The organism is Mediterranea sp. ET5, assembly GCF_023337025.1.
Classification (GTDB): Bacteria; Bacteroidota; Bacteroidia; order Bacteroidales; family Bacteroidaceae; genus Phocaeicola_A.
In genome coordinates this window covers 37,500-60,152 of record NZ_JAMBLN010000014.1, presented here as the reverse complement: position 1 = coordinate 60,152, position 22,653 = coordinate 37,500, and the positions used below count along the sequence as shown (strand labels likewise).

General features: G+C 52.5%; 17 protein-coding genes. 11 read left to right on the top strand and 6 right to left on the bottom strand.

All coding sequences use genetic code 11. The features are described from left to right. Positions 1 to 25 precede the first annotated feature (25 nt). Positions 26 to 934: a helix-turn-helix domain-containing protein gene (locus M3087_RS09535; protein WP_249095291.1), complete on the top strand. Its 909-nt coding sequence runs from the start codon at positions 26 to 28 to the stop codon at positions 932 to 934. A gap of 174 nt (positions 935 to 1,108) precedes the next feature. Here M3087_RS09535 and M3087_RS09530 read toward each other — a convergent pair whose 3' ends face one another. Genes M3087_RS09530 through M3087_RS09520 form a run of 3 tightly spaced genes read right to left on the bottom strand, consistent with a single transcriptional unit; the run spans position 1,109 to position 5,237 of the window. Then, positions 1,109 to 3,109: an SUMF1/EgtB/PvdO family nonheme iron enzyme gene (locus M3087_RS09530; RefSeq protein WP_249095289.1), complete on the bottom strand. Its 2,001-nt coding sequence runs from the start codon at positions 3,107 to 3,109 to the stop codon at positions 1,109 to 1,111. 26 nt (positions 3,110 to 3,135) lie between these two features. Then, positions 3,136 to 4,107 carry a pectinesterase family protein gene (locus M3087_RS09525; protein ID WP_022384421.1) on the bottom strand — a complete coding sequence of 324 codons (972 nt, stop codon included), beginning with the start codon at positions 4,105 to 4,107 and terminating at the stop codon, positions 3,136 to 3,138. A 32-nt stretch (positions 4,108 to 4,139) separates the two neighbouring features. After that, a complete protein-coding gene (locus M3087_RS09520; RefSeq protein ID WP_410797003.1) occupies positions 4,140 to 5,237 on the bottom strand; it encodes a glycoside hydrolase family 105 protein in 1,098 nt (365 codons plus the stop codon). 286 nt (positions 5,238 to 5,523) lie between these two features. Here M3087_RS09520 and M3087_RS09515 point away from each other — a divergent pair, with 286 nt between their 5' ends. Next, a complete protein-coding gene (locus tag M3087_RS09515) occupies positions 5,524 to 6,993 on the top strand; it encodes an MFS transporter (protein WP_249095287.1) in 1,470 nt (489 codons plus the stop codon). Between the two features lie 130 nt (positions 6,994 to 7,123). Here M3087_RS09515 and M3087_RS09510 read toward each other — a convergent pair whose 3' ends face one another. Beyond that, positions 7,124 to 8,710: a Gfo/Idh/MocA family protein gene (locus tag M3087_RS09510; protein ID WP_249095286.1), complete on the bottom strand. Its 1,587-nt coding sequence runs from the start codon at positions 8,708 to 8,710 to the stop codon at positions 7,124 to 7,126. Between the two features lie 400 nt (positions 8,711 to 9,110). Here M3087_RS09510 and M3087_RS09505 point away from each other — a divergent pair, with 400 nt between their 5' ends. Then, positions 9,111 to 10,322: a Fic family protein gene (locus M3087_RS09505; protein WP_249095284.1), complete on the top strand. Its 1,212-nt coding sequence runs from the start codon at positions 9,111 to 9,113 to the stop codon at positions 10,320 to 10,322. 680 nt (positions 10,323 to 11,002) lie between these two features. Next, entirely contained in the window at positions 11,003 to 11,686 is a 684-nt protein-coding gene (locus tag M3087_RS09500) for a DUF2461 domain-containing protein (RefSeq protein ID WP_249095282.1), read from the top strand. A gap of 107 nt (positions 11,687 to 11,793) precedes the next feature. On the opposite strand, the gene M3087_RS09495 is transcribed toward M3087_RS09500, so the two are convergent. Continuing rightward, complete coding sequence (locus M3087_RS09495; protein WP_022384670.1) at positions 11,794 to 13,254, bottom strand: aminoacyl-histidine dipeptidase; 1,461 nt, start codon at positions 13,252 to 13,254, stop codon at positions 11,794 to 11,796. An 81-nt stretch (positions 13,255 to 13,335) separates the two neighbouring features. Beyond that, positions 13,336 to 14,313 carry a lysylphosphatidylglycerol synthase transmembrane domain-containing protein gene (locus M3087_RS09490; protein WP_106625442.1) on the bottom strand — a complete coding sequence of 326 codons (978 nt, stop codon included), beginning with the start codon at positions 14,311 to 14,313 and terminating at the stop codon, positions 13,336 to 13,338. A 111-nt stretch (positions 14,314 to 14,424) separates the two neighbouring features. Here M3087_RS09490 and rsmA point away from each other — a divergent pair, with 111 nt between their 5' ends. The 7 genes from rsmA (at position 14,425) to M3087_RS09455 (ending at position 22,586) form a co-directional block, all read left to right on the top strand. Next, on the top strand, positions 14,425 to 15,231 hold the full coding sequence (rsmA, locus tag M3087_RS09485) for a 16S rRNA (adenine(1518)-N(6)/adenine(1519)-N(6))-dimethyltransferase RsmA (protein ID WP_249095280.1): 807 nt from the start codon (positions 14,425 to 14,427) through the stop codon (positions 15,229 to 15,231). A gap of 5 nt (positions 15,232 to 15,236) precedes the next feature. Next, entirely contained in the window at positions 15,237 to 16,583 is a 1,347-nt protein-coding gene (gene mgtE, locus M3087_RS09480; RefSeq protein ID WP_022384667.1) for a magnesium transporter, read from the top strand. 231 nt (positions 16,584 to 16,814) lie between these two features. Next, positions 16,815 to 18,665: a DUF349 domain-containing protein gene (locus tag M3087_RS09475; protein WP_022384666.1), complete on the top strand. Its 1,851-nt coding sequence runs from the start codon at positions 16,815 to 16,817 to the stop codon at positions 18,663 to 18,665. A 148-nt stretch (positions 18,666 to 18,813) separates the two neighbouring features. Continuing rightward, positions 18,814 to 20,847 (top strand): excinuclease ABC subunit UvrB, encoded by a 2,034-nt coding sequence (gene uvrB / locus M3087_RS09470; RefSeq protein ID WP_249095278.1) that lies wholly within the window; start codon positions 18,814 to 18,816, stop codon positions 20,845 to 20,847. Positions 20,848 to 20,952: 105 nt separating this feature from the next. After that, positions 20,953 to 21,759, top strand: coding sequence for an outer membrane protein assembly factor BamD (locus tag M3087_RS09465; RefSeq protein WP_106625834.1), 807 nt, complete (start codon positions 20,953 to 20,955; stop codon positions 21,757 to 21,759). A gap of 30 nt (positions 21,760 to 21,789) precedes the next feature. Beyond that, positions 21,790 to 22,125, top strand: coding sequence for a DNA-directed RNA polymerase subunit omega (locus M3087_RS09460; protein WP_022384663.1), 336 nt, complete (start codon positions 21,790 to 21,792; stop codon positions 22,123 to 22,125). 2 nt (positions 22,126 to 22,127) lie between these two features. Further along, positions 22,128 to 22,586 (top strand): DUF4293 domain-containing protein, encoded by a 459-nt coding sequence (locus M3087_RS09455; protein WP_249095275.1) that lies wholly within the window; start codon positions 22,128 to 22,130, stop codon positions 22,584 to 22,586. Positions 22,587 to 22,653: the final 67 nt, after the last annotated feature.

Genomic DNA, 22,653 nt, shown 5'->3' with positions numbered 1-22,653 from the left:
TGTCACACGCTAATGGCTCTATGTTATGAATGAAGAAATTATCCATCTCGACACGGTCGATCAATACAACAAGCTGTTCGGTCTGGAGACGCTCCATCCGCTGGTGAGCGTGGTGGACATGTCGCAGGCACAGTGCCATCCTTCCCACTTTACCATTAACTATGGGGTGTATGCCCTGCTGCTGAAAGAGACCAAGTGCGGGGACATCCGCTACGGACGGCAGGTCTATGACTACGAAGACGGGACCATCGTCAGCTTTGCTCCCGGACAGGTCATCGAGGTTTCGCTCACCGAAGGGGTTAACCCGACGGCACGCGGCATTGTGTTCCATCCCGACCTGATTAAGGGGACGTCCCTCGGTCAGGAAATCAAGTCCTACTCGTTCTTCTCTTACAATTCCACCGAGGCATTGCATCTCTCGGACGACGAGAAGTGCATCATCCTCGACTGTCTGGCAAAGATAAGGATGGAGCTGGAACGTCCGATAGACAGGTTGAGCAAGCGGCTGATTGCGCGGAACATCCAGTTGCTGCTGGACTATTGCATGCGTTTCTACAACCGTCAGTTTGTCACCCGCACCCAGTCGAACCTGGATGTGCTGACCCGCTTCGAGGCGCTCCTCGACGACTATTTCCGGACGGGGATGGTGCAGACGGAAGGGCTGCCCAGTGTGAAATATTTTGCCGAGCGCGTCTTCCTGTCGCCCAACTACTTCGGTGACCTGATCAAGAAGTCGACCGGAAAGACGCCGCAGGAATACATCCAGGCGAAAATCATCGACACGGCGAAAGACTTCCTGCTCGGCACGGACAAGACCGTCTCCCAGATTGCCGACGACCTCGGCTTCCAGTATTCCCAGCATTTCAACCGTCTTTTCAAGCGGAACGTAGGCATGTCGCCCAACGAGTATCGGAAGGCGCAGGCGATGAAGTAAGTTTGTCCGGTGCAAGGATACGGCTTCAGTCGGATATGAAGCCGGGAAGTACCCGGACTAAGCCGGGCTTATGCAGACCTAAGTATAATACTTTGGCAGCCTAAGTATAATACTTAGGTAGGCTAAGTATCATACTTAGGTCTGTCTATGTGCCGGTTTGTGCTCGTCTGTCCCTTACTTCTTCACTGCTTCCAGCCAGGCCAGGTTGAAGCGGTAGTAGAAGCGGCTGCTGACGAGGTGTATCATGCCGTCGGGCGTCTGGGTGGCGGCAAGGTAGCCGCGTGGCTCGGCATGGGTGGCGTCCGCCTCGAACCACTGGGTCCATGCTCCGGCATTCAGGAGCTGGCGGCGTCCGTCGGTCAACAGACGGCGGGTGTCCCACGTCTTGCCTTCGTCGTAGGAGACAGCGGCATACAGTCCGTGCCCGCGGAAACGGTGTCCGTCGGGGTCGGTGAACCACAGCTCGCTGTCACGGTCGGACGTGCGGAAGGGGTGCCCGGTGAACGAAACCAGCAGGAGCGGCCCCTCGTTGAGGCGCATCAGCACCAGCCGTTGTCCCCCGTCGATGGGCGGAAGTTCCGAGGCATGGTAGGTCCATGTCTTGCCCATGTCGTCTGAAAGGCTCATGGGCATGCGCAGGCGGCCTTCCTTGTCCTTGATGTTGTTGTTGCGTCCCAGTGCCATGAGGCGTCCGTCATTCAGCTGGACCACTCCGGCGTGGATGCCGGCGATGGTACTTCCCGTCGCCCCTTCGGCAAAGGTCGGCAGGGGCTTTCCATCCCACGGGTCGGTCCAGGTCTGTCCCTTATCCTTGCTGATGTGGACGGCTGCTCCGTCGCTGCCGCCCGAGCCGGCGTCACAAGCTTGCACGAGCCAGCCTTCGCGGGTCATCATCGTGCCGGCAATGACCTGGTGGCGCAACGTGTGTTCGGGAGCGATGATGCGCGGACGTGTCCACGTGGCACCGTTGTCCGTGCTGGTGCGCAGGGTCATGGCGAGGTTCTTCCATCCGCCCAGCGCCTCCACGCCGTTGATGTGGTAGAGGGTGCCGTTCCCGTCATGGAACAGGGCGGAGCCGGTCATGTTGCGGTCGGGCACCTTGAAAAACAGGCGGGCAGGTTCCCACTCCGTGCTGCCGCGGCGCAGGCGGGAGGAGAGGACTGTCAGCTCCCGTCCCTTCTCATCATTGGTGGAGAACCAGATGGCGAGCAGGTCGCCGTTCGGACACCAGGTGATGGCAGGCTGGTGGTTGTGGCTGTAGAACGGGGTGCCCGAACCGGGTGCCGGCTCTTTCACGTAGACGATGTAGGGGTCGAACACCGGGGTGTCCCCCCGTTGGGCTTCCCAGTCGCACGGTTCGTGGCTCACGGTGTAGGCATACGTGTCCGGGATGACGGGCAGCGGTTCCGTCGTCGGATAGTCAGCCTGTACCACGCGGAAGCCCACGTGCACGAACTTGTCCTCCGGTATCATGGCGGAGCGGTTGCCCGAACGCAGGTACTGGGTCGGTGTGTTGTGGCTGCCGCCCCGCGTCACCCGGTAGAGACCGTCGGCATAGCCCACGGGGTCAGTCTGGGCAGAAGGCATGTAGGGACCGTACCAGTCGGCACACCACTCCTCGACGTTGCCGCTCATGTCATACAGTCCCCAGGGGTTGGCAGGTGTCTGACCCACTTGCAGCGACACCTGTTTCAAGGTGGTCGCCACTTCCTGGTTCTTCATGTAGGGCTTCAGCAGCTTGTCGCCCATGTAGAAGTTGTAGAGCGTCCCGGCGCGGCAGGCATATTCCCATTCGGCCTCGGTGGGCAGGCGGTAAGTCTTTCCCTCCCGTTCCGAGAGCCAGCGGCAGAATGCCACGGCATCGTCATAGCTCACGAAGACCACCGCTTCGTCGTCCCCCGACGAGAAGCCGCGTTTGCCCCGCAATGCCTTGTGCTCCGGGCGGAACTGTTCATACTGGGCATTGGTCACTTCAGTAATGCCCATACGGAAGGGGCGTGAGATGGTCACGCGGTGCATCGGCGCCTCGTCGTAGTTCTCACCGATGCCCGAACCACCCATGTAGAAGCTTCCGGCGGGAATCTCCACCGTGGGGATGAGCGGCTCCTGCTGTTGCGCATGGAGTCCGGTTGACGCACAGACGACGAGTGCCAGTAAAGGATATTTGATTTGCATGATGATTGTGTTCGTTGGTCAGCGTATCAGTCGAGTGGGTTCCAGGTATCCTGAATGGAGAATACCCGTTCCAGTGTGATTCCGGCAGCCTCCTTGTCGGTGAGCTGACGGCTCCACGGGGCACGTTCTCCGGTAGCGGCACCTGCCCCCGTATTGTGATATTCGGCATAGCGTGCCGTCTGTTCATTGGACGCCTTGCCCCAGTTGTGCCAGCCTTTAGCCACGATGTGCCCGCCCAGTTCGCAGTTCATGAAGAGGGTGTAGGCATACGGACGCCACGGACGTCCGAGGAAGACACGTTTCACCTCCGGCTCAGCCGTCAGCTTGCAATGATTGAACACGTAGCCGTAACGGATTTCCTTCGGGGTGGAGGCAGCCGTGACATAGGAGTCGCGCTTGCTGTGGAGGGTGCAGCGTTCGAACCAGGCGGTCGACGGACCGAAGATGAAGTCGGTAGTCCCGTCGATGTAGCAGTCGGCGAAGTAAAGCCGGGTGCCTGCCACTCCGGTGTAGATGGTGTCCTGATTGCCCAGGATGCGGCAGTTGACGAACTTCAGCCGGTCGCCCTCGGTGTGGAGTGCCACGGCCTGTCCCTTCTGTGCGGCATTGTTCTCGATGGTGATGTTCCTGAAGGTGATGTCACTGCCCTCCACCTTGACCGTGTAGGTACGGAAGGTGCCCATGTTCGTGTCGTGCCCGGCAAGGCGGATGTTGGCGTGGTCGTCATAGGTGATGATGGTCTCGTCGCGGTCCTCGCCGAGTATCTCGATGTTCGTGAGCCAGGACGGTATGATGACTTTCTCCTTGTAGACGCCCTTCTTGACGTAAATCACTTTGTGGTAGTCCATGAAGGCACGGCAGTCCTCGATGGCTTCCCACAGGTTACGGAACTTGCCCGAACCGTCGCGTGCCACGACCAGTGTGTCGGGGGTATCCGTGGCGGCATAACTTGTCACGCCCAGCAGCAGGCCGAGCAATAGCATTCCCAGTTGTTTCATTTTCAGTTGAGGTTTTGAGTTTGTCTTTCTGATTATCTTTTCTCTTTCAGTCTTTCACGTTCCAGGCTGGCGTTGATGAACGGACCTACTGCCTTGGGGTCGTTGGCGCGTACCTTCTCGTGGATGTAGTAGTCATAGTCTCCCGAGCGGTAGGGATTGCCTCCCAGTCCGGCAACGGCACAGGTCTGTGTGAGCGAGACCACTCCGTTCTCGTCGACCTCGATAAAGTGTTTCAGCACACCCTGGTAGCCCTTCTCGGCAACGGCAAGGTAGGTGGGGTCAATCAGTCCCAGACGGACTCCCTTATATAACGTATAGATGAACATGGTCGAGACGGACGACTCCAGGTAGTTGCCTTCGTCGCCGCTGCGGTCGATGACCTGATACCACAAGCCGCTCTCCTTGTCCTGCCAGCGGGCTATCTGGGTCACTACGTTGTCGAGGATGTCCATCACCTCTTCGCGTCCCGGTTCATGCTTGGGGATGAACTCCAGCGCGTCGACCAGTGCCATGGCATACCAGCCCATGGCGCGTCCCCAGGTGTGAGGCGACTGTCCGGTCTTCTTGTCCGCCCAAGGTTGCTTGCGGGCTTCGTCCCAGGCATGGCGGTACAGTCCCGTCGCCGGGTCGTAGGTGTGTCGTGCGCAGACCACAAACTGACGGATGACGTCCTGATAGTCTTCGGGCCGGTTGTTGCGGAACGCATATTCGGCATAGAACGGCGAACCCATGTAGATGCCGTCCAGCCACATCTGGTTCGGGTAGACCAGCTTGTGCCAGAATCCCCCTTCCTTGGTGCGTGGCTGACAGGTGAGCTGTGCACGGAGCATGTCAAGCGCTTTCTTATACTTGATGTCTTTCGTCTGTTCGTAAATACGGAAAAAGATTTTACCAGTGTTGATGCGGTCCAGACTCAGTTCGGAGGGACGGTAGGTCTCGATGCTTCCGTCGTCGTGTACCATCGTGTCGCAGTATTGCAGGGTATAGTCGTAATACCGCTTGTCGCCGTAAGCGTCATACAGGTTGAGAAAAGCCCCCAGCTCCACACCGTGGCAGTAATCCCATTTGAGGCGGGGTTGGAAGTCCAGTTGCCAGGCTTCCGGGCAACGTATCATCTCCGATTCTGCCATACGCACCGACCACGGAGCTTCCGTGTCGACTTTGGGCGATTGGGCAGAAGATGTTAAAGAAAAGAACAGGGCGCAGCCGAGCAGCGCAAATGATTTTAAGTGTTTCATAGTAACGAGTTATGTGATAATAGTTGCAAATTTAGGGATTGCGGCTCATTTCTATGAGAAATCGTATTTAATAAAACAAAAAAGTCGGCATTTTTGTAACCGTTATTCATCAAGAAAATGTACCTTTGGGCGCAAATCTCGAAAAACAATTTAAAACAATAAAACCTAAATTAGTATTATGAGTACATTACGAAATGACAAGATGACCAATTACCGTTGGATCATCTGTGCCATGCTTTTCTTCGCTACGACTGTCAATTACATGGACCGGCAGGTCTTGTCTCTAACGTGGAAGGACTTCATTGCTCCTGAGTTCCACTGGACGGATAGTAACTACGGTGATATCACCGCTATTTTCTCCATCGTATATGCCATTGCCAACTTGTTCGCCGGCCGTTTCATCGACTGGATGGGAACAAAAAAAGGATATTTGTGGGCGATCGGTGTCTGGTCGCTGGGTGCCTGTGCACACGCCCTCTGCGGATGGGCCACGGAACATACCGTAGGCATCCATACCACAACTGAGATGCTTTCCGCTGGCGGCGCTGTCGCTTCGACGATTGCAATTGTCAGTGTTTATTACTTCATTGCCGCACGTATCATCCTGGGTGTGGGTGAAGCCGGAAACTTCCCCGCCGCCATCAAGGTGACTGCCGAATATTTCCCGAAAAAAGACCGTGCCTTCTCTACCTCCATCTTCAATGCAGGTGCCACAGTGGGTGCCCTTGCCGCTCCGGTGAGCATCCCGCCTTTGGCACGTTACTTCCAGGAAATCGGTGTCGGTAACGGTTGGGAGATGGCTTTCATCGTTATCGGTGCGTTGGGCTTCATCTGGATGGGTTTCTGGATGTTCCTCTACAAGAAGCCGCATGAGAACCGCTTCGTCAACAAGGCCGAGCTGGCTTACATCGAGCAGGACCGCGAAGACGAAGAGGCAGCTGCCAAGAGTGCAGCCGAGAACCGCAAGGAAGAGAAGAAGCTCTCTTTCTGGCAGTGCCTGAAGTTCCGTCAGACCTGGGCGTTTGCCGTAGGTAAGTTCATGACCGACGGTGTGTGGTGGTTCTTCCTCTTCTGGACACCGGCTTACATCTCCGACGTATACGGATTCTCATCCGACAGCCCCACGGCACAGTTGCTCATCTTCGTGCTTTATGCCATCACGATGCTCTCCATCTATGGCGGTAAGCTGCCGACCATCATCATCAACCGTACCGGCAAGAATCCATACGCAGCCCGTATGCAGGCGATGTTCATTTTTGCCCTCTTCCCCTTGCTCGCCCTGTTGGCACAACCGTTGGGAAGCTATTCCTACTGGTTCCCGATCATCATTATCGGTATTGCCGGTGCTGCCCACCAGTCCTGGTCGGCTAACATCTTCTCGGTAGTCGGCGACATGTTCCCCAACACTGCCGTGGCTACCATTACCGGTATCGGTGGTATGGCAGGTGGTCTGGGCTCGTTCCTCATCAACAAGTGTTCAGGTACCCTGTTCGACTATTCGGATGCCACCCAGATGGTCTTCATGGGCTTCCAGGGCAAGGAGGCAGGTTACTTCATCATCTTCTGCGTCTGCGCCGTGGCTTACCTCATCGGCTGGTGCATCATGAAGGCACTCGTTCCGAAGTACAGACCGGTTGTTGTGGAATAAGATTCCCTGCAAGCTGAATTGACAGACATTCATTGAATCATAAGAAAGCACCCGATGGAGACGCTCAGCCTTCCATCGGGTGCTTTCTTGTTGTACGAGGTGTCTGCTTCAGAGAATCACATTCAGCAGATTATTTCTCTTTTGCCTGTTGCTTTTTCGCTTTGGCAAGTGCCTTGTCATACTTGGCCCATGCCTTTTCGTTGCCCTGTTTCAGGCGTGCCGTTGCTTCCTGGGCGATGCGCAAGGCTTCGGCTTCAGCTTCAGGAGTGGCATACGCGTGACGATAACCTTTCACATCGTTCCAGTGACCACGTGTGAAGTCGGGGAAGGCGACAGAGGCACAGTTGTTGTCCATCGAGATGCTGCCCAGTTCTGCCAGTGCACACCATTCGGCAAGGTCATACACATCCATGTCGAGGGGAAGGCCATTCTGGAGGCAGTACACGAGCCGGGCATCCATGATGAAGTCCATGCCACCGTGACCACCGACTTCCTTCGCCATTTCACCATATTTCTTCAAGATGGGATGCTGGTATTTGGTTTCGAGAGCCTGACGGTCTTTGTCCGACAGGAAGGAGTGGCTGTTCAGGTTGTCTACCTGCGGCTGTACACCGGCATCCTTCATCTGCGAAGCATCGAGGGCATAGCCTTCAATGGGATATTTGTTGGCGAATCCCCGTGTACCGGTCAGCTGGTAGAGCCGGTTGTAGGGTTGCGGAGTCATCACGTTGTGCTGGATTTCGATGACCTTTCCGTTTTCCGTGCGGATCATGGTGGTCGTGTGGTCTCCGTTGCGGAAGTTCTCACATTTCTCACCCGAATACTTCTCTACGAGTTCCTTACCGTGGACCGACTTCGTGTCCATTGCCACAAGTGTCTTCATGCGGTCTCCGCGGTGGATGTTCAGCACTTGAGCGACGGGTCCCAGGCCGTGCGTGGGGTAGGCATCTCCACGGTGATTCATGTTGTAACGCAGACGCCAGCCGAGTTTGTCATTGGCGTCCGTCTTCCAATAGTAGGGCCAGAAATCATCCAGGTTATGGATGTAAGCTCCCTGCACGCGGAGCACCTCGCCGAAGACACCGTGTTGTGCCATGTTGAGAGAGTTCATTTCAAACCAGTCATAGCAGCAGTTTTCGAGAATCATGCAGTGTTTGCGCGTCTTTTCGCTCAGGTTTACCAGTGCCCAGCATTCCTTGAGGTTCATCGCGGAAGGCACTTCAATCGCTACGTTCTTGCCATTCTCCAGCGCACATTTGGCGATGGGGAAGTGGTGAAGCCAGTCGGCTGCGATGTAGACGAGGTCGATGTCGGGGCGTTTGCACAGTTCCTCGTAGCCTTTTTCACCCGAATAGATGGCAGCGGGAGCGAAATTGGCTTTCCGGAGATAGGACTGACAAGCTTCCGCCCGTGAACGTTCGTAGTCGCAAAGTGCCACGATTTGTGTACCGGGAATATGGGTGAAACGTTCGACGGCACCCGGACCTCTCATGCCGAGTCCGACAAAGCCGACTCTGACTACACCCATCTTGGGGACAGTCAGACCCAGTACGGATTCCTGACCCGCAGGACGTTCAGGTGATTCTACGACGATGGTTCCTTTTTCCCAGTGATAAGGGGTTCCGAATTCCGACACACCCCCGTCGTCCTGCGCGGCGAGGGTCAGGGTGCTGGCACCCATCACAACTCCTAAGAGTACTGATTTCCAATTTTTCATAACAAGGTAGTTTTATAGCATAAAGTAAAAAGTTCTTTTACCGGTACGAAGATGAATTGCCATTCATACGGTCCGGACAAACTTCCATCAAGCTGCGCAGGGCATTGGTGTCCCATGATGTCCGGCATATTGTCCACGAATGTAGGATGATTTTAGGAATAATTCCAACAAACCAGCCTTGTATTTGCTATCTTTTTTCAATCTGATGCGTTTCAATAGAGAATCTTAGTCATTCTTGATGTGGGGTTCTTGTTCGTTTGAAGCGTAAGTTCGGTAGGAAAAGTGTTGTTTTAGGGCAAAAGTTCGGTCGAAAAAATGTGGTTTTGTACAAATATGTAATTTAAATTCCGGACGAGCTGACAAGCATTTCATAAATTCTATCTAGAAATACTGATAAATAATGGTTTTACTGTTTTGTGCGGATGATAAGCCGCAAATTTTGCGGTTAGTTGTCTGCAAAACCGTATATTTGCAAAAAGCAGTGATACCTATGTATATACATGAACATAAAGAATGGCCTTCCTTCTCGTGGAACAAGGAACTTGTAGGTGAGAAACTGAACAAGGTAAACAAGGCTGTCGGTTATCTGATGGGACGCCTCAGTGTAATAGGCTTTAACGACAAGATGTCTGCCGTAGTTGAGTCCATCTCTCATGACATCATTGCATCATCTGAAATTGAAGGAGTGGAATTGAACAGTGAGCAGGTACGTTTATCTGTAGCCCGCAAACTCGGAGTGCAACTACCGAATCCGACCGAATCCTCACGATATATAGACGGAGTCGTTGAAATGGCACTTGACGCAACCGTCAATTTCAACAGTCCGCTTACCCATGAAAGGCTTTTCGGCTGGCACAACTGCCTGTTTCCTACCGGATGGAGTGGTCCAACAAAAATAGATGTAGCCCGATACCGTAGTGGAGAGATGAAAGTTGTTTCTGGAATGTTCGGTCGGGAAAAAGTACATTATGTAGCGCCTGCTCCTGAAAAAATAGGCGAAGAAATGAATCGGTTTCTGGACTGGTTTAATTCAAATGTACATAATGGTTATGTAAAATCAGCGATAGCCCACTTGTGGTTTGTCTGCATTCATCCTTTCGATGATGGAAACGGACGAATCGGACGAGCTATTGCTGATATGGCACTTTCACAGGCTGAAAACTCAAAGATGCGTTTCTTCAGTATTTCCCATCAGATAAACAAGGATAAAAAACAGTATTACAATATACTAGAGAAAACGCAAAAGGGAGATTGCGAGATTACGGAATGGATTATCTGGTATCTTGACTGTTTGCTCCGTTCCATTGAGCAATCCGACGAAACATTGTCGAAGGTTCTTAATAAGGCTATATTCTGGCAAACCCATGCCGAAACAGTTCTGTCTGAACGACAGCGTGAGGTCTTGAATCTATATTTGGACGGTTATCCCGGTAAACTGACGGTTAAGAATTGGGCAAAACGTGTAAAGGTATCACCAGATACAGCAGCACGCGATATAAAAGATCTGGTAGAGAAAGGTATTCTGATACCCCAGCAGGGGCGGGTTCGTGACGTATTCTACGGTATCCGTTGCAGTGAGTCTGTTCTTGTCGTTCCCATGCCTGAAGATTAATAATCATTCATCATACAGGCTTCCATCCTTTTGTCAATTTGTCAAAGTGTCAAACGAATCGCTTGAGAGTGCCCTTCCTTGCACCAAAATAAGGCTTGATGGATTTTTTTGAATTTTCAGGCGATTCGCAAAATGCAGATTGATGCTGATTGGCTTTCTTGAATGTAATTCTGATTGAAATATGGCTTGTGGAATGAAATATTGCTTGTTTGAGATGGATAATATTGGCTGAATGATAGTTCCCACAAGACGTATCCGTCGTACAAACTGGAGGTGAAAGTTTGCAAACAAATGTATTACAAGTATAAAATTGGACTTTGGAGAGGCAAACACAAGTGTTCGGCTGACGAAACAATATTGTTTGGGTCGTCAAACAATATTGTTTCACGTGTCAAACACTTGTGTTTGCTCTCCTCAAACAATATTGTTTGAGTGCATGAATATGCAAGTTTGGGGCTGCTTTGGAATATATATGCGTTCGGAGTTGCATGGATATTCTTAAAATAACCTACTTTGGTCGGTTTTTCAAAAAAGGCGCGTTAGCTGAAAGAGGTACTTTGGGTGATTCTGTCAAGAGAAGAGGCGGGAATGCTGTCATTCTGATATTCTCAGGGTGGGGTGCAGGTATGGTCAATTCAACGGGAATGTCTATTTTTGCGGGAAACAAATACCGACCTTCTATGAAACAAGCAGATGATTCCCGTGCAGCCTTGTGCCTGCAATTCTTACGTGATATAGCCGTACACAACAACCGCGAGTGGTTTCACGAACACCGCGAGGAGTATGATGCCGCCCGTGCAGCCTTCGAGAGTATGGTGGCTGAACTGATTGCCCGCATTACCGTGTTTGACCCGGCTGTGCAATACCTCGGTGTGGGGGATTGTACCTATCGTTTTTACCGTGACACCCGTTTCTCTCCGGACAAGTCTCCCTATAAACGTCATTTTGGCGCTTATATCAATGCCAAGGGGAAGAAGGCGTTCCAGGGTGGCTACTATTTCCACCTGGAGCCTGAAAACTGCATGCTTGCCGGCGGGTCATACTGTCTGCCGTCAGACGTGCTGCGTGCCGTGCGTCAGAGTATCTGTGAGCAGCCCGAGGAATTTCATGCCATCGTCGGGTCTGACCCGTTCCACACGTTGTTCCCCGTCATCGGCGAGACGCATGTGAAAACAGTCCCCAAGGGTTTCCCGAAGGATTTCCCTTATCCGGAGTACATCCGTTGCAAGGACTATTCGTGTTTTCATCCTGTCCCCGAGTCCTTTTTTACTTCTGCGGACTGGCTGGAACGTTCCGCCGAGGTCTTTCAGGTGATGAAGCCCTTCCTGGATTTTGTGAATGCTGCGATTGATGAGGCGGTCTGATGACCGGATAAAAGAAATGACGCAGGACGTCATGGATTTCAGTTCCATGTCATCCTGCGTCAGGTATACAGGGACGGCCCGTCAGTCGGCGAGCCGATGGGAAAGTGTCAGACCTTCTTCGGCGTGTTTGCCAGGGTTGCCACGAGGAAGTCATAGAACTTCTTCACGGTCGGGATCAATACACGTTCGTCGGGTGAGTGGGGTGAACGGAGTGTCGGTCCGAATGAAATCATGTCCAGACCGGGAATGATGGCACCGATGATGCCACACTCCAATCCTGCATGCACGACCTTCACGGCAGGCTCTGCTCCGAACTGCTCTTCGTATGATTTTACCATCGCCTTGAGGATGGGAGACTCTACGTCAGGATTCCAACCGGAGTAGCTTCCGCTCATCTCGACTTTCATGCCTGCCATGGAGAAACAGCTTTCGAGCGAAGTGGCAAGGTATTCCTTCATGGATTCCGAAGAGCTGCGCACCAGGAGGCAGAATTGTGCCTGACCTCCGTCAATGGTAACGATGGAGAGGTTGGACGATGTCTCTACGGTGTCGGGGATGGTCGGAATCATGCGGCAAACACCGTTCTGGCAGGCATAGATGGCATCCACGAGGTTGTCCTGAATCTCTTCGGGCACAACTCCCTTCGGCAATTCTGTACGTTCGGCCTTGAAGGTGATGGGTGTCTCGATGGCATGATATTCTTCGTTGAAGAGTTCTTCATACTCTTTCACCAGCTCCAGCAATTCGTCGACGTTCTCAGCAGGCAGCGTCAGCACGGCATCTGCTTCGCGGGGAATGGCATTGCGCATGTTGCCGCCCTTCCAGCTTGCCAGGCGTGCTTCATATTCAGCGATGGCTTCACGGACGAAACGTACCAGCAACTTGTTGGCATTGGCACGGCCCTGATTGATTTCCAGACCGGAGTGTCCGCCACGCAGCCCTTTGAGGGTCAGTTTGATGGCCACGTCTTCCGGGTCTACCTCAGCTTCCTTGTATTGCAAGGTGGCTGTCACATCCACTCCACCGGCACAACCGATGTAGAGTTCGCCCTCGTCTTCCGAATCCAGGTTCAGGAGAATCTCTCCCTTCAGGCTTCCGGGTTTCAGACCGAATGCACCGAACATGCCGGTTTCCTCATCAGCCGTGATGAGAGCTTCCAACGGACCGTGCTTCAGCGTCTTGTCTTCCATCACGGCCATGATGGCTGCAACACCCATACCGTTGTCCGAACCCAGTGTCGTGCCACGGGCTTTCACCCATTCGCCGTCGATGTAGGTCTCGATCGGGTCTTTCTCAAAATCGTGCACGGTGTCGTTGTTCTTCTGGGGAACCATGTCCATGTGTGCCTGGAGAATCACGCCTTTGCAGTCTTCCATACCGGGAGTGGCAGGCTTGCGCATGATGATGTTGCCGGCTTCATCCTTGACAGCCTCGACACCTGCGCTCTTTGCAAAGTCGAGTAAGAACTGCTGAACCGGTGCTAGGAAACCCGAAGGACGGGGAACACGGGTCAGTCCGTAGAAATGTTTCCACACATTCTGTGGAGCTAATGACAAAATTGTACTCATGTGTTTTAAGGTTTAAATGTATGGCTTGACGAATTGGAGAACTGTCAAAATGATAGCAGACGGTCCTCCTTTCCGCTCGAATTACTTCTTGTTGGTAAACGCAAGTATGGCTAATCCATAAACGCCTAACAAAATTATCAATAAAGTTTGGATTCCATGCACAATCAGTGCAAAAATTCCTGCATTTTCCCAACTTACGCCATAAAGGCTCATCATGGAGATGATGGCAAAGTGCCACGGACCGGCTCCATTGGGGGTAGGTACAAGCACGGCGATACTGCCTGCCACGAACATGGCAAGTCCTGCCACCCAACCCAGGTGGGCGGAAAAGTCGAAACAGTAGAATGCCAGGTAGAAGTGGAGGAAATAGCAGAGCCAGATGGCTGCCGTATAGAAGATGAACAGTGGCAGGTTCTTCACCTTGCGCAGCGAGAGCACTCCCTCCCATACGTTGTACATGATGCCCTTGATGCGTCCGAAGAAAGCCAGCTTGCGCACCAGGAAATAGAGGAGAAGGAGGAAGGCCAGCACCGATACGCCGACTATATATAATATAGGTGAAGAAAGGGCTTCGCTGATGGAGCTGAAGTTGCTGCCCGTCTTGGCAAAGAAGGCATCGAAGATGTGTATGTTGAGCAGCAGGGTAGCCCCGATGATGAGCAGGACGCAGAGCGAGTCGATGAGCCGTTCGGTGACCACTGTCCCCAGGGCTTTGGAGAACGAGACTCCGTCATACTTCGAGAGGATGCCGCAACGCGAAATCTCTCCCAGTCGGGGGATAATCATGTTGCTGGCATAGGACACGAAGATGGCGTTGACACAGTTGTTCATTCGGGCATGTTCCCCCATCGGTTCCAGTGTCTGCCTCCACCGCCATCCGCGCAACACATGGCTCAGGATACCGAAAAGGAGCGAGACTGTCATCCAGAACCAGTCGAGGTTCCACAGGTAATCGCCCACACGGGAAAGGTCAAAGTCGCGGTAAGTACGGTAGAGGATGGCGCCTCCCAGCACGAACGGGAATACAATCTTCAGGCAGGTATTTAGTATCTTTTTCAACAGTTGTTATCTTAATTTTATGTGAATCTATGTACCTTTGCGTGTTGCAAATTGATGCAAAGATATAAGGATAGAGACAAACCACATACAAAACTACCATAAAATAAGGCTATGAGATTGGTGAAACCTAAAAAATTCCTGGGACAGCATTTTCTGAGAGACTTAACCATCGCACAAGATATTGCCGACACGGTCGATGCTTGTCCCGACATTCCCATTCTCGAGGTAGGACCCGGCATGGGCGTGCTGACACAGTTCCTCCTGCCCAAGCAACGACCGGTCAAGGTGGTGGAGCTGGATTATGAGTCGGTGGCTTACCTGCATGAGAACTTTCCGGCGCTGGAGGGCAACATCATCGAGTGTGACTTCCTGAAGATGGATTTGCGGGAACTGTTCGAGGGGCGTCCTTTCGTCCTGACAGGCAACTACCCCTACAACATCTCCAGTCAGATATTTTTCAAGATGCTCGACTACAAGGATCTCATCCCCTGCTGCACAGGCATGATACAGAAAGAGGTCGCAGAGCGCATCGCGGCAGGACCAGGCAGCAAGACCTATGGCATCCTGAGCGTGCTCATCCAGGCATGGTATCGGGTGGAATATCTTTTCACCGTACACGAGCATGTGTTCAATCCGCCTCCCAAGGTGAAGAGTGCCGTCATTCGCATGACGCGCAATGAAACCACCTCGCTGGGATGCGACGAGAGACTCTTCAAACAGATAGTGAAAACGACCTTCAACCAACGCCGCAAGACACTGCGCAACTCCATCAAGCCGATTCTGGGCAAGGACCATCCGCTCTGTGCCGACGAGCTGTTCAACAAGCGTCCCGAGCAGCTGTCCGTAGCCGACTTCATCGGGTTGACCAACCGGGTGGCGCAGGCTTTGGCTGAAACTCCGACGGAGAAAGAAGCATAACCATCATGGAAATAGAGAAAGACTTCATTCACGAAATCAGCGAACTCATCGAGCAGAAAGATGCGGTACAGCTGAAAGAGCGGCTGGCCGACCTTCACCCTGCCGACCTTGCCGAGCTGTGCAGTGAGCTGGATACCGACGAGGCACGTTTCATCTTCCATCAGCTGGACAACGAGAAGGCTGCCGACGTGCTCATCGAGATGGACGAGGACGCCCGTAAGAAATATCTGGACATCCTCCCGTCGGAAACCATTGCCAAGCGTTTCGTCGACTACATGGACTCTGATGATGCCGTCGACATCATCCGCGACATGGACGAAGACAAGCAGGAAGAGGTCCTCTCGCACATTGAGGACATCGAGCAGGCAGGGGACATCGTCGACCTGTTGAAATATGACGAGGACACTGCCGGCGGTCTCATGGGTACGGAGATGGTCACCGTCAACGAGAACTGGAGTATGCCCGAATGTCTGCGTGAGATGAGGCTGCAGGCCGAGGAGATGGACGAGATTTATTATGTCTATGTCATTGACGACGATGAACGCCTGCGCGGTGTGTTCCCACTGAAGAAGATGATTACCAGTCCTTCGGTGTCGAAGGTGAAGCACGTGATGAAGAAGGACCCCGTGTCGGTGCATGTCGACACGCCTGTCGAGGAGGTGGTGCAGATTATCGAGAAGTATGACCTCGTGGCTGTCCCGGTGGTCGACAGCATCGGACGTCTGGTGGGGCGCATCACTGTCGATGACGTCATGGATGAGGTGCGCGAACAGGCGGAACGTGACTACCAGTTGGCTTCCGGTCTCTCGCAGGATGTCGAGACACATGACAGCGTGTTCCGTCAGACTAGTGCCCGTCTTCCCTGGCTGCTCATCGGTATGATTGGAGGTATCTGCAACTCGTTGATACTTGGAAATTTCGACAGCGTGTTTGCTGCCCATCCCGAAATGGCACTTTACATCCCCCTCATCGGTGGTACGGGCGGAAACGTCGGTACACAGTCCTCGGCGCTCGTCGTGCAGGGATTGGCGAACAGTTCGCTCGATGCAGGACGGACATTTGAGCAAATCGCGAAGGAGGCTGTCGTGGCACTGATCAATGCTACCATCATATCCATGCTGGTCTATATCTACAACTTCGTACGGTTCGGAGCCACCAGCACCGTGACCTATTCGGTCTCCATCAGCCTGTTCTGTGTGGTCATGTTCGCCTCCATCTTCGGCACACTTGTCCCCATGACCCTGGAGAAGCTGAAGATTGACCCCGCCATCGCCACCGGGCCCTTCATTTCCATTACAAACGACATCATTGGCATGATGATTTACATGGGAGTGACTGAATTATTGGCCTAAACCGCAAAAAACCTAAGTTTTTGTTATGATATAAAAAGATTATTGCTTTAATTTGTCGTTATTATTCGACTGAAGTTTTGCCTGTGCCCGACAGAGTCGGTTGACAAGCAGCCATCGGACGCTCCAGTTGCCGTCCGTGCAGGTTTGTTGACTGACAGGTTTGAGCACCGGTCAAGCTTAACTAACCACAGTGGGAAGAAGGATCCCGATAACTAAAAACGTTTTTCAACAATGACGGACTCTCTTAATACCAATGCCGCTCTGCAACCAGAGGAATTGGAAGAACACACAAGACAAGCAGCTCCCGAAGAAACTCCCCAAACCGAGAATCTCGACACTGCGGATATGGAAAATGAAAAAGCAGCGACCTATGAACTGAAATCATCCAAAGCCGAAGTGATTGAACGTTTGAAAGAACTGGCTCAGGACATCGAGCATGCCGACAAGGCTGAACTGGACTTCCTGAAACAGAACTTCTACAAACTGCATAAGGCTGAGACTGATGCCGCCCGCAAAGCGTTCGTCGAAAACGGAGGAACGGAAGAGGACTTTGTCCCTGCACCCGACCCCGACGAGGAGACCTACAAGGAGGTGATGAAGGACATCAAGGAGAAACGGAATGCGCTGATGGCACAGCAGGAACAGCTGAAGGAAGAGAACCTTCAGAAGAAGCTTGCCATCATTGAAAAGCTGAAAGAGCTGATAGAGAGTCCTGAAGATGCAAACAAGAGTTATGCAACCTTCAAACAACTGCAACAGGAGTGGAACGACATCAAGCTGGTGCCTGCCAACAAGGTGAATGAACTCTGGCGTAGCTACCAGGTGCAGGTGGAGAAGTTCTATGACATCCTGAAACTGAACAATGAGTTCCGCGAATATGACTTCAAAAAGAATCTCGAAATAAAGACGCACCTCTGTGAGGCTGCCGAACGGCTGGCTGACGAACCGGACGTGGTGTCTGCCTTCCACCAGCTGCAAAAGCTCCATCAGGAGTTCCGCGACACGGGACCTGTGGCGAAAGAGCTGCGGGAGAGTGTCTGGGCACGTTTCAAGGCTGCGTCTACGGCTGTCAACCGTCGGCATCAGCAGCACTTCGAACAGCTGAAGGCCGAAGAACAACACAACCTGGACCAGAAGACGGTCATCTGTGAGATTGTGGAGGCAACGGAGTATGACAAGCTGAAGACTTTCCTCGACTGGGAAAACAAGACCCAGGAAATACTTGCCCTGCAAGCCAAGTGGAAGACCATCGGGTTTGCCCCGCAGAAGATGAACGTCAAAATCTTCGAACGCTTCCGCCGGGCCTGTGATGACTTCTTCAAGCGCAAGGGAGAGTACTTCAAGTTGCTCAAAGAGGAGTTACTCAACAACCTTGCCAAGAAAAAGGCACTCTGCGAACAGGCTGAGGCCTTGAAGGACAGCACTGACTGGAAGGAGACCGGTGACAAGCTGACGCGTCTGCAAAAAGAGTGGAAGACCATCGGTCCCGTACAGAAGAAATATTCGGATGCCGTATGGAAGCGCTTCATCTCTGCCTGTGACTATTTCTTTGAGCAGAAGAAGCGTGCCACCTCGTCCCAGCATTCTGCCGAACTGGATAACCTGGAGACGAAGCGGGGTATCCTGGCACGTCTGAAGGCGCTCGTGGAACAGCCCGATGATGAAAATACGGAAAAGACCGTCCGCGATGCCATCAAGGAATGGAACAATACGGGACATGTGCCTTTCCGTGACAAAGACAAGCTCTACAAGGAGTTCCACAAGCTGGTCGATGAACTGTTTGACCGACTCAACTTGACCGCAGCCCAACGTCGGATGACCAACTTCCGTTCCAACGTGAAGGAAATGGCAGGCAAGGAGGGCAACAGCATGCAGCGCGAGCGCGAGCGGCTGATCCGTCAGTATGAAGCCAAGAAGAGTGAAATACAGACGTATGAAAATAACCTGGGCTTCCTCACGGCAGCGTCCAAGAAGGGCAACAGCCTGGTCAACGAAATCAACCGCAAGGTCGACAAGCTGAAAGCGGACTTGCAGGTACTGGAAGAGCAAATCCGTACCTTGGAAGACTCCATGAACCAATAAGAATCCCATTCGCAATAGTTGTGTCACAGCTCCATCGTTAAGGTGGGGCTGTGTTGCTTTTTTGCTATTCCTCATGAGGGGATGCGCGGTGGTATCGGTGAAAATCCATAACTTTGCACTTCCTAACCAATGAAGGAGGAGATGAGTTATGGACTTTGAATTGGTATCTGATTATCAGCCTACCGGTGACCAGCCGGAGGCTATCGCACAACTGACAGAAGGAGTACTGGAGGGAGCACCTGCACAGACCCTGCTGGGAGTGACCGGCTCGGGCAAGACGTTCACCATTGCCAACGTCATCAAGAATGTCAACAAGCCGACGCTTATCCTGAGTCACAACAAGACCCTTGCCGCACAGCTTTACGGCGAGTTCAAGAACTTCTTCCCGCACAATGCGGTGGAATATTACGTTTCCTATTACGACTATTACCAGCCGGAGGCTTATCTGCCTTCGACGGACACGTATATCGAGAAGGACCTTGCCATCAATGACGAGATAGACAAGTTGCGTCTGGCTGCCACGTCGGCTCTGCTCTCCGGACGGAAGGATGTGGTGGTGGTCTCGTCAGTGTCATGCATCTACGGCATGGGCAACCCGGCAGACTTTTACGACAATGTCATCGATGTACGTCGTGGACAGAAAATCGACCGGAACGTCTTCCTGCGCCGGTTGGTCGACAGCCTCTACGTGCGCAACGACATGGACCTGAACCGCGGCAATTTCCGTGTGAAAGGAGATACGGTAGACATCTTCCTGGCATACAGTGACAACCTGTTGCGGGTCGTATTCTGGGATGATGAGATTGATGCCATCGAGGAAGTAGACCCCGTGAGCGGGCACCGCATCATGGACTATGACGAGTTCCGCATCTATCCGGCAAACCTTTTCATGACAACCAAGGAGAGTACCTTGCGTGCCATCCATCAGATAGAGGACGACCTGACGAAACAGGTGGAATACTTCAAGGAGATAGGCAAGCCTTTCGAAGCCAAACGCCTGTATGAACGTGTGACGTATGACATGGAGATGATTCGTGAGCTGGGTCACTGTTCGGGCATTGAGAACTACTCCCGTTATTTTGACGGACGCGCTGCCGGTACCCGTCCTTACTGTTTGCTGGATTTCTTTCCCGACGACTTCCTCATTGTTATCGATGAGAGCCACGTGAGTGTGCCGCAGATACGTGCCATGTACGGAGGAGACCGTGCCCGTAAGACCAATCTGGTGGATTATGGCTTCCGGCTTCCGGCTGCACTTGACAACCGTCCGCTGAAATTCGAAGAGTTTGAAGAGCTTGCCAAACAAGTCATCTATGTGAGTGCCACTCCGGCAGACTATGAACTGGAGAAGAGCGAGGGCGTCGTGGTGGAGCAGGTAATCCGTCCCACGGGGCTGCTTGACCCGGTCATTGAGGTACGTCCCAGTCTGAACCAGATCGACGACCTGATGGAGGAAATCCAGCAACGCATTGAGAAAAACGAGCGTGTGCTGGTGACCACGCTGACCAAGCGCATGGCGGAGGAACTGACAGACTACCTGGCACGCAACGAGGTACGTTGCAACTATATCCATAGTGATGTCGACACACTGGAACGGGTGAAGATCATGGACGACTTGCGCCAAGGCATCTATGACGTACTTATCGGGGTAAACCTGTTGCGTGAAGGACTGGACCTGCCGGAAGTGTCGCTCGTTGCCATCCTCGATGCGGACAAGGAGGGTTTCCTGCGCAGTCACCGTTCGCTGACGCAGACGGCAGGACGTGCAGCCCGCAATGTCAACGGAAAGGTAATCATGTATGCCGATAAAATCACCGACAGCATGCAACAGACGATTGACGAGACGAATCGTCGGCGTGCCAAGCAGTTGGCATACAATGAGGAACACGGCATCACACCGCAACAAATCAAGAAGGCACGTACCACGGCAGCCCTGTTGGGGGCAGGAGAGGAGACTCAAGCCGATACCCGGGAACCGAAGGCATACGTGGAACCGGACTATGCCAGCATGGCTGCCGACCCTGTGGTGGAGTACATGAGCCGTCCGCAGCTTGAGAAGAGCATCGAGCGTACCCGCAAACTGATGCAGGATGCCGCCAAGAAGCTGGAATTCATCCAGGCAGCCCAATATCGTGACGAACTGCTCAAGCTCGAAGACCTGCTGAAGGAGAAAGCTGACTGAAAGGCCTGAAAACTCCGTCTGCTTCGAAAAAATAGCTTAAAAAAGAAGGGCTTCGTTGGCTTATTCACCGCTTCTCTATAAATTTGCACATTATTTTGAAGTATGATGAAGAAAAGTATAACTGCAATAGCCTTAGTTTCTGCCTGTCTGATGACATCGTGTGGAGATTATAACAAGGTACTCAAGAGCCAGGATTATTCATACCGCTACGAAGCTGCCAAGGAATATTTCTTTAGCGGGCAGTATACCAAAGCCTCTGTGGTGCTGAATGACATGATTGCCATCCTGAAAGGTAGCGGCAAGGCGGAAGAGTCACTCTACATGCTTGCCATGTGTTACTACGGGCAAGGCGACTGGCTGGAGGCTTCTTCAACGTTTAAAAAATACTACACAACGTATCCGCGTGGCGAGTTTGCCGAGCTGGCACGTTTCTACACTTGCAAGTCGCTCTATAATGATACCCCCGAGCCTCGTCTGGACCAGACCAGTACGTTTGAAGCCATCAATGAGATTCAGGTGTTCTGTGAGTATTATCCGAGCAGTGTCTACAAGGATGAGGCACAGCGGATGATGTTCGAGTTGCAGGACAAGCTGGTGGAGAAGGAATATCTCTCGGCGCGTCTGTACTATAACCTGGGCAACTACATGGGCAACAACTACCGTTCGTGTGTCATCACGGCGCAGAATGCCTTGCAGGACTTCCCGTATGCAAAACGTCGCGAGGACCTTTCTTACCTGGTGTTCCTGGCGAAGTACAAAATGGCGAGCGAGAGTGTCGTCGAGAAGCGGGAAGAACGTTATCGCGACGTGGTTGACGAGTATTATGCCTTCAAGAACGAATTCCCTGAAAGCAAGTACCTGAAGGACGTCGACAAGATGTTCAACGAAGCGAACAAACATATCAAAGACTAGTCATTGTATATAATAAGGAATAGAAGAATTATGGATTACAGAAAAACGAATGCGCCCACCACTACGGTGACACGCGACTTGATGGAACTGTGTGAGGACACAGGCAACATTTACGAAACGGTGGTTATCATCGGTAAGCGTGCCAACCAGATTAGTGTTGAAATCAAGAACGACCTTTCGAAGAAGCTTCAGGAGTTTGCTTCTTACAACGACAGCATGGACGAGGTGTCTGAGAACAGGGAGCAGATCGAGATTTCGCGTTACTATGAGAAATTGCCGAAGCCGACGCTGATTGCTACGCAAGAGTATATCGAGGGCAAGGTGTATTTCAGAAATCCTGCTAAGGAGAAAGAGAAACTGCAGTAAGTATGATTCAGCGTATACAAAGTGCTTATCTGTTGCTGGTCGTGGTACTGATGGGTGTGACCATGAGCATGCCGTTGGGGCTTTATGTCGGGCAGGACGGCAGTCTGTCGTCTTTCTATGCTTACGGTCTGGAACTTGCCGGGGCAGGACGTGACGGTTCATGCTGGGGTATCTTTGCCATTGCATTGCTCGCTGCCATCATTGCTTTTGCGACCATCTTTCTGTATAAGAACCGTAAGTTGCAGGTACGTCTGACAATCTTCAACATCTTGGTCACGTTGGGCTGGTATGCGACGTTTGCTGCCTTCCTGATGGCGTACAATGAGCAGTTGGCAGGCGCCACTTTCCATTGTGGTACCGGAGCTGTTCTTCCACTGGTTGCCATTATTCTTGACTTGCTCGCCATCCGTGGCATCCGCAAGGACGAGCGTCTGGTGCGGGCTGCCGACCGTCTGAGGTAATCGGATTATATTAGATAGTATTCAAATAGAGGCTGTGTCACGTTTTTTGTGGCACAGCCTTTTTTGG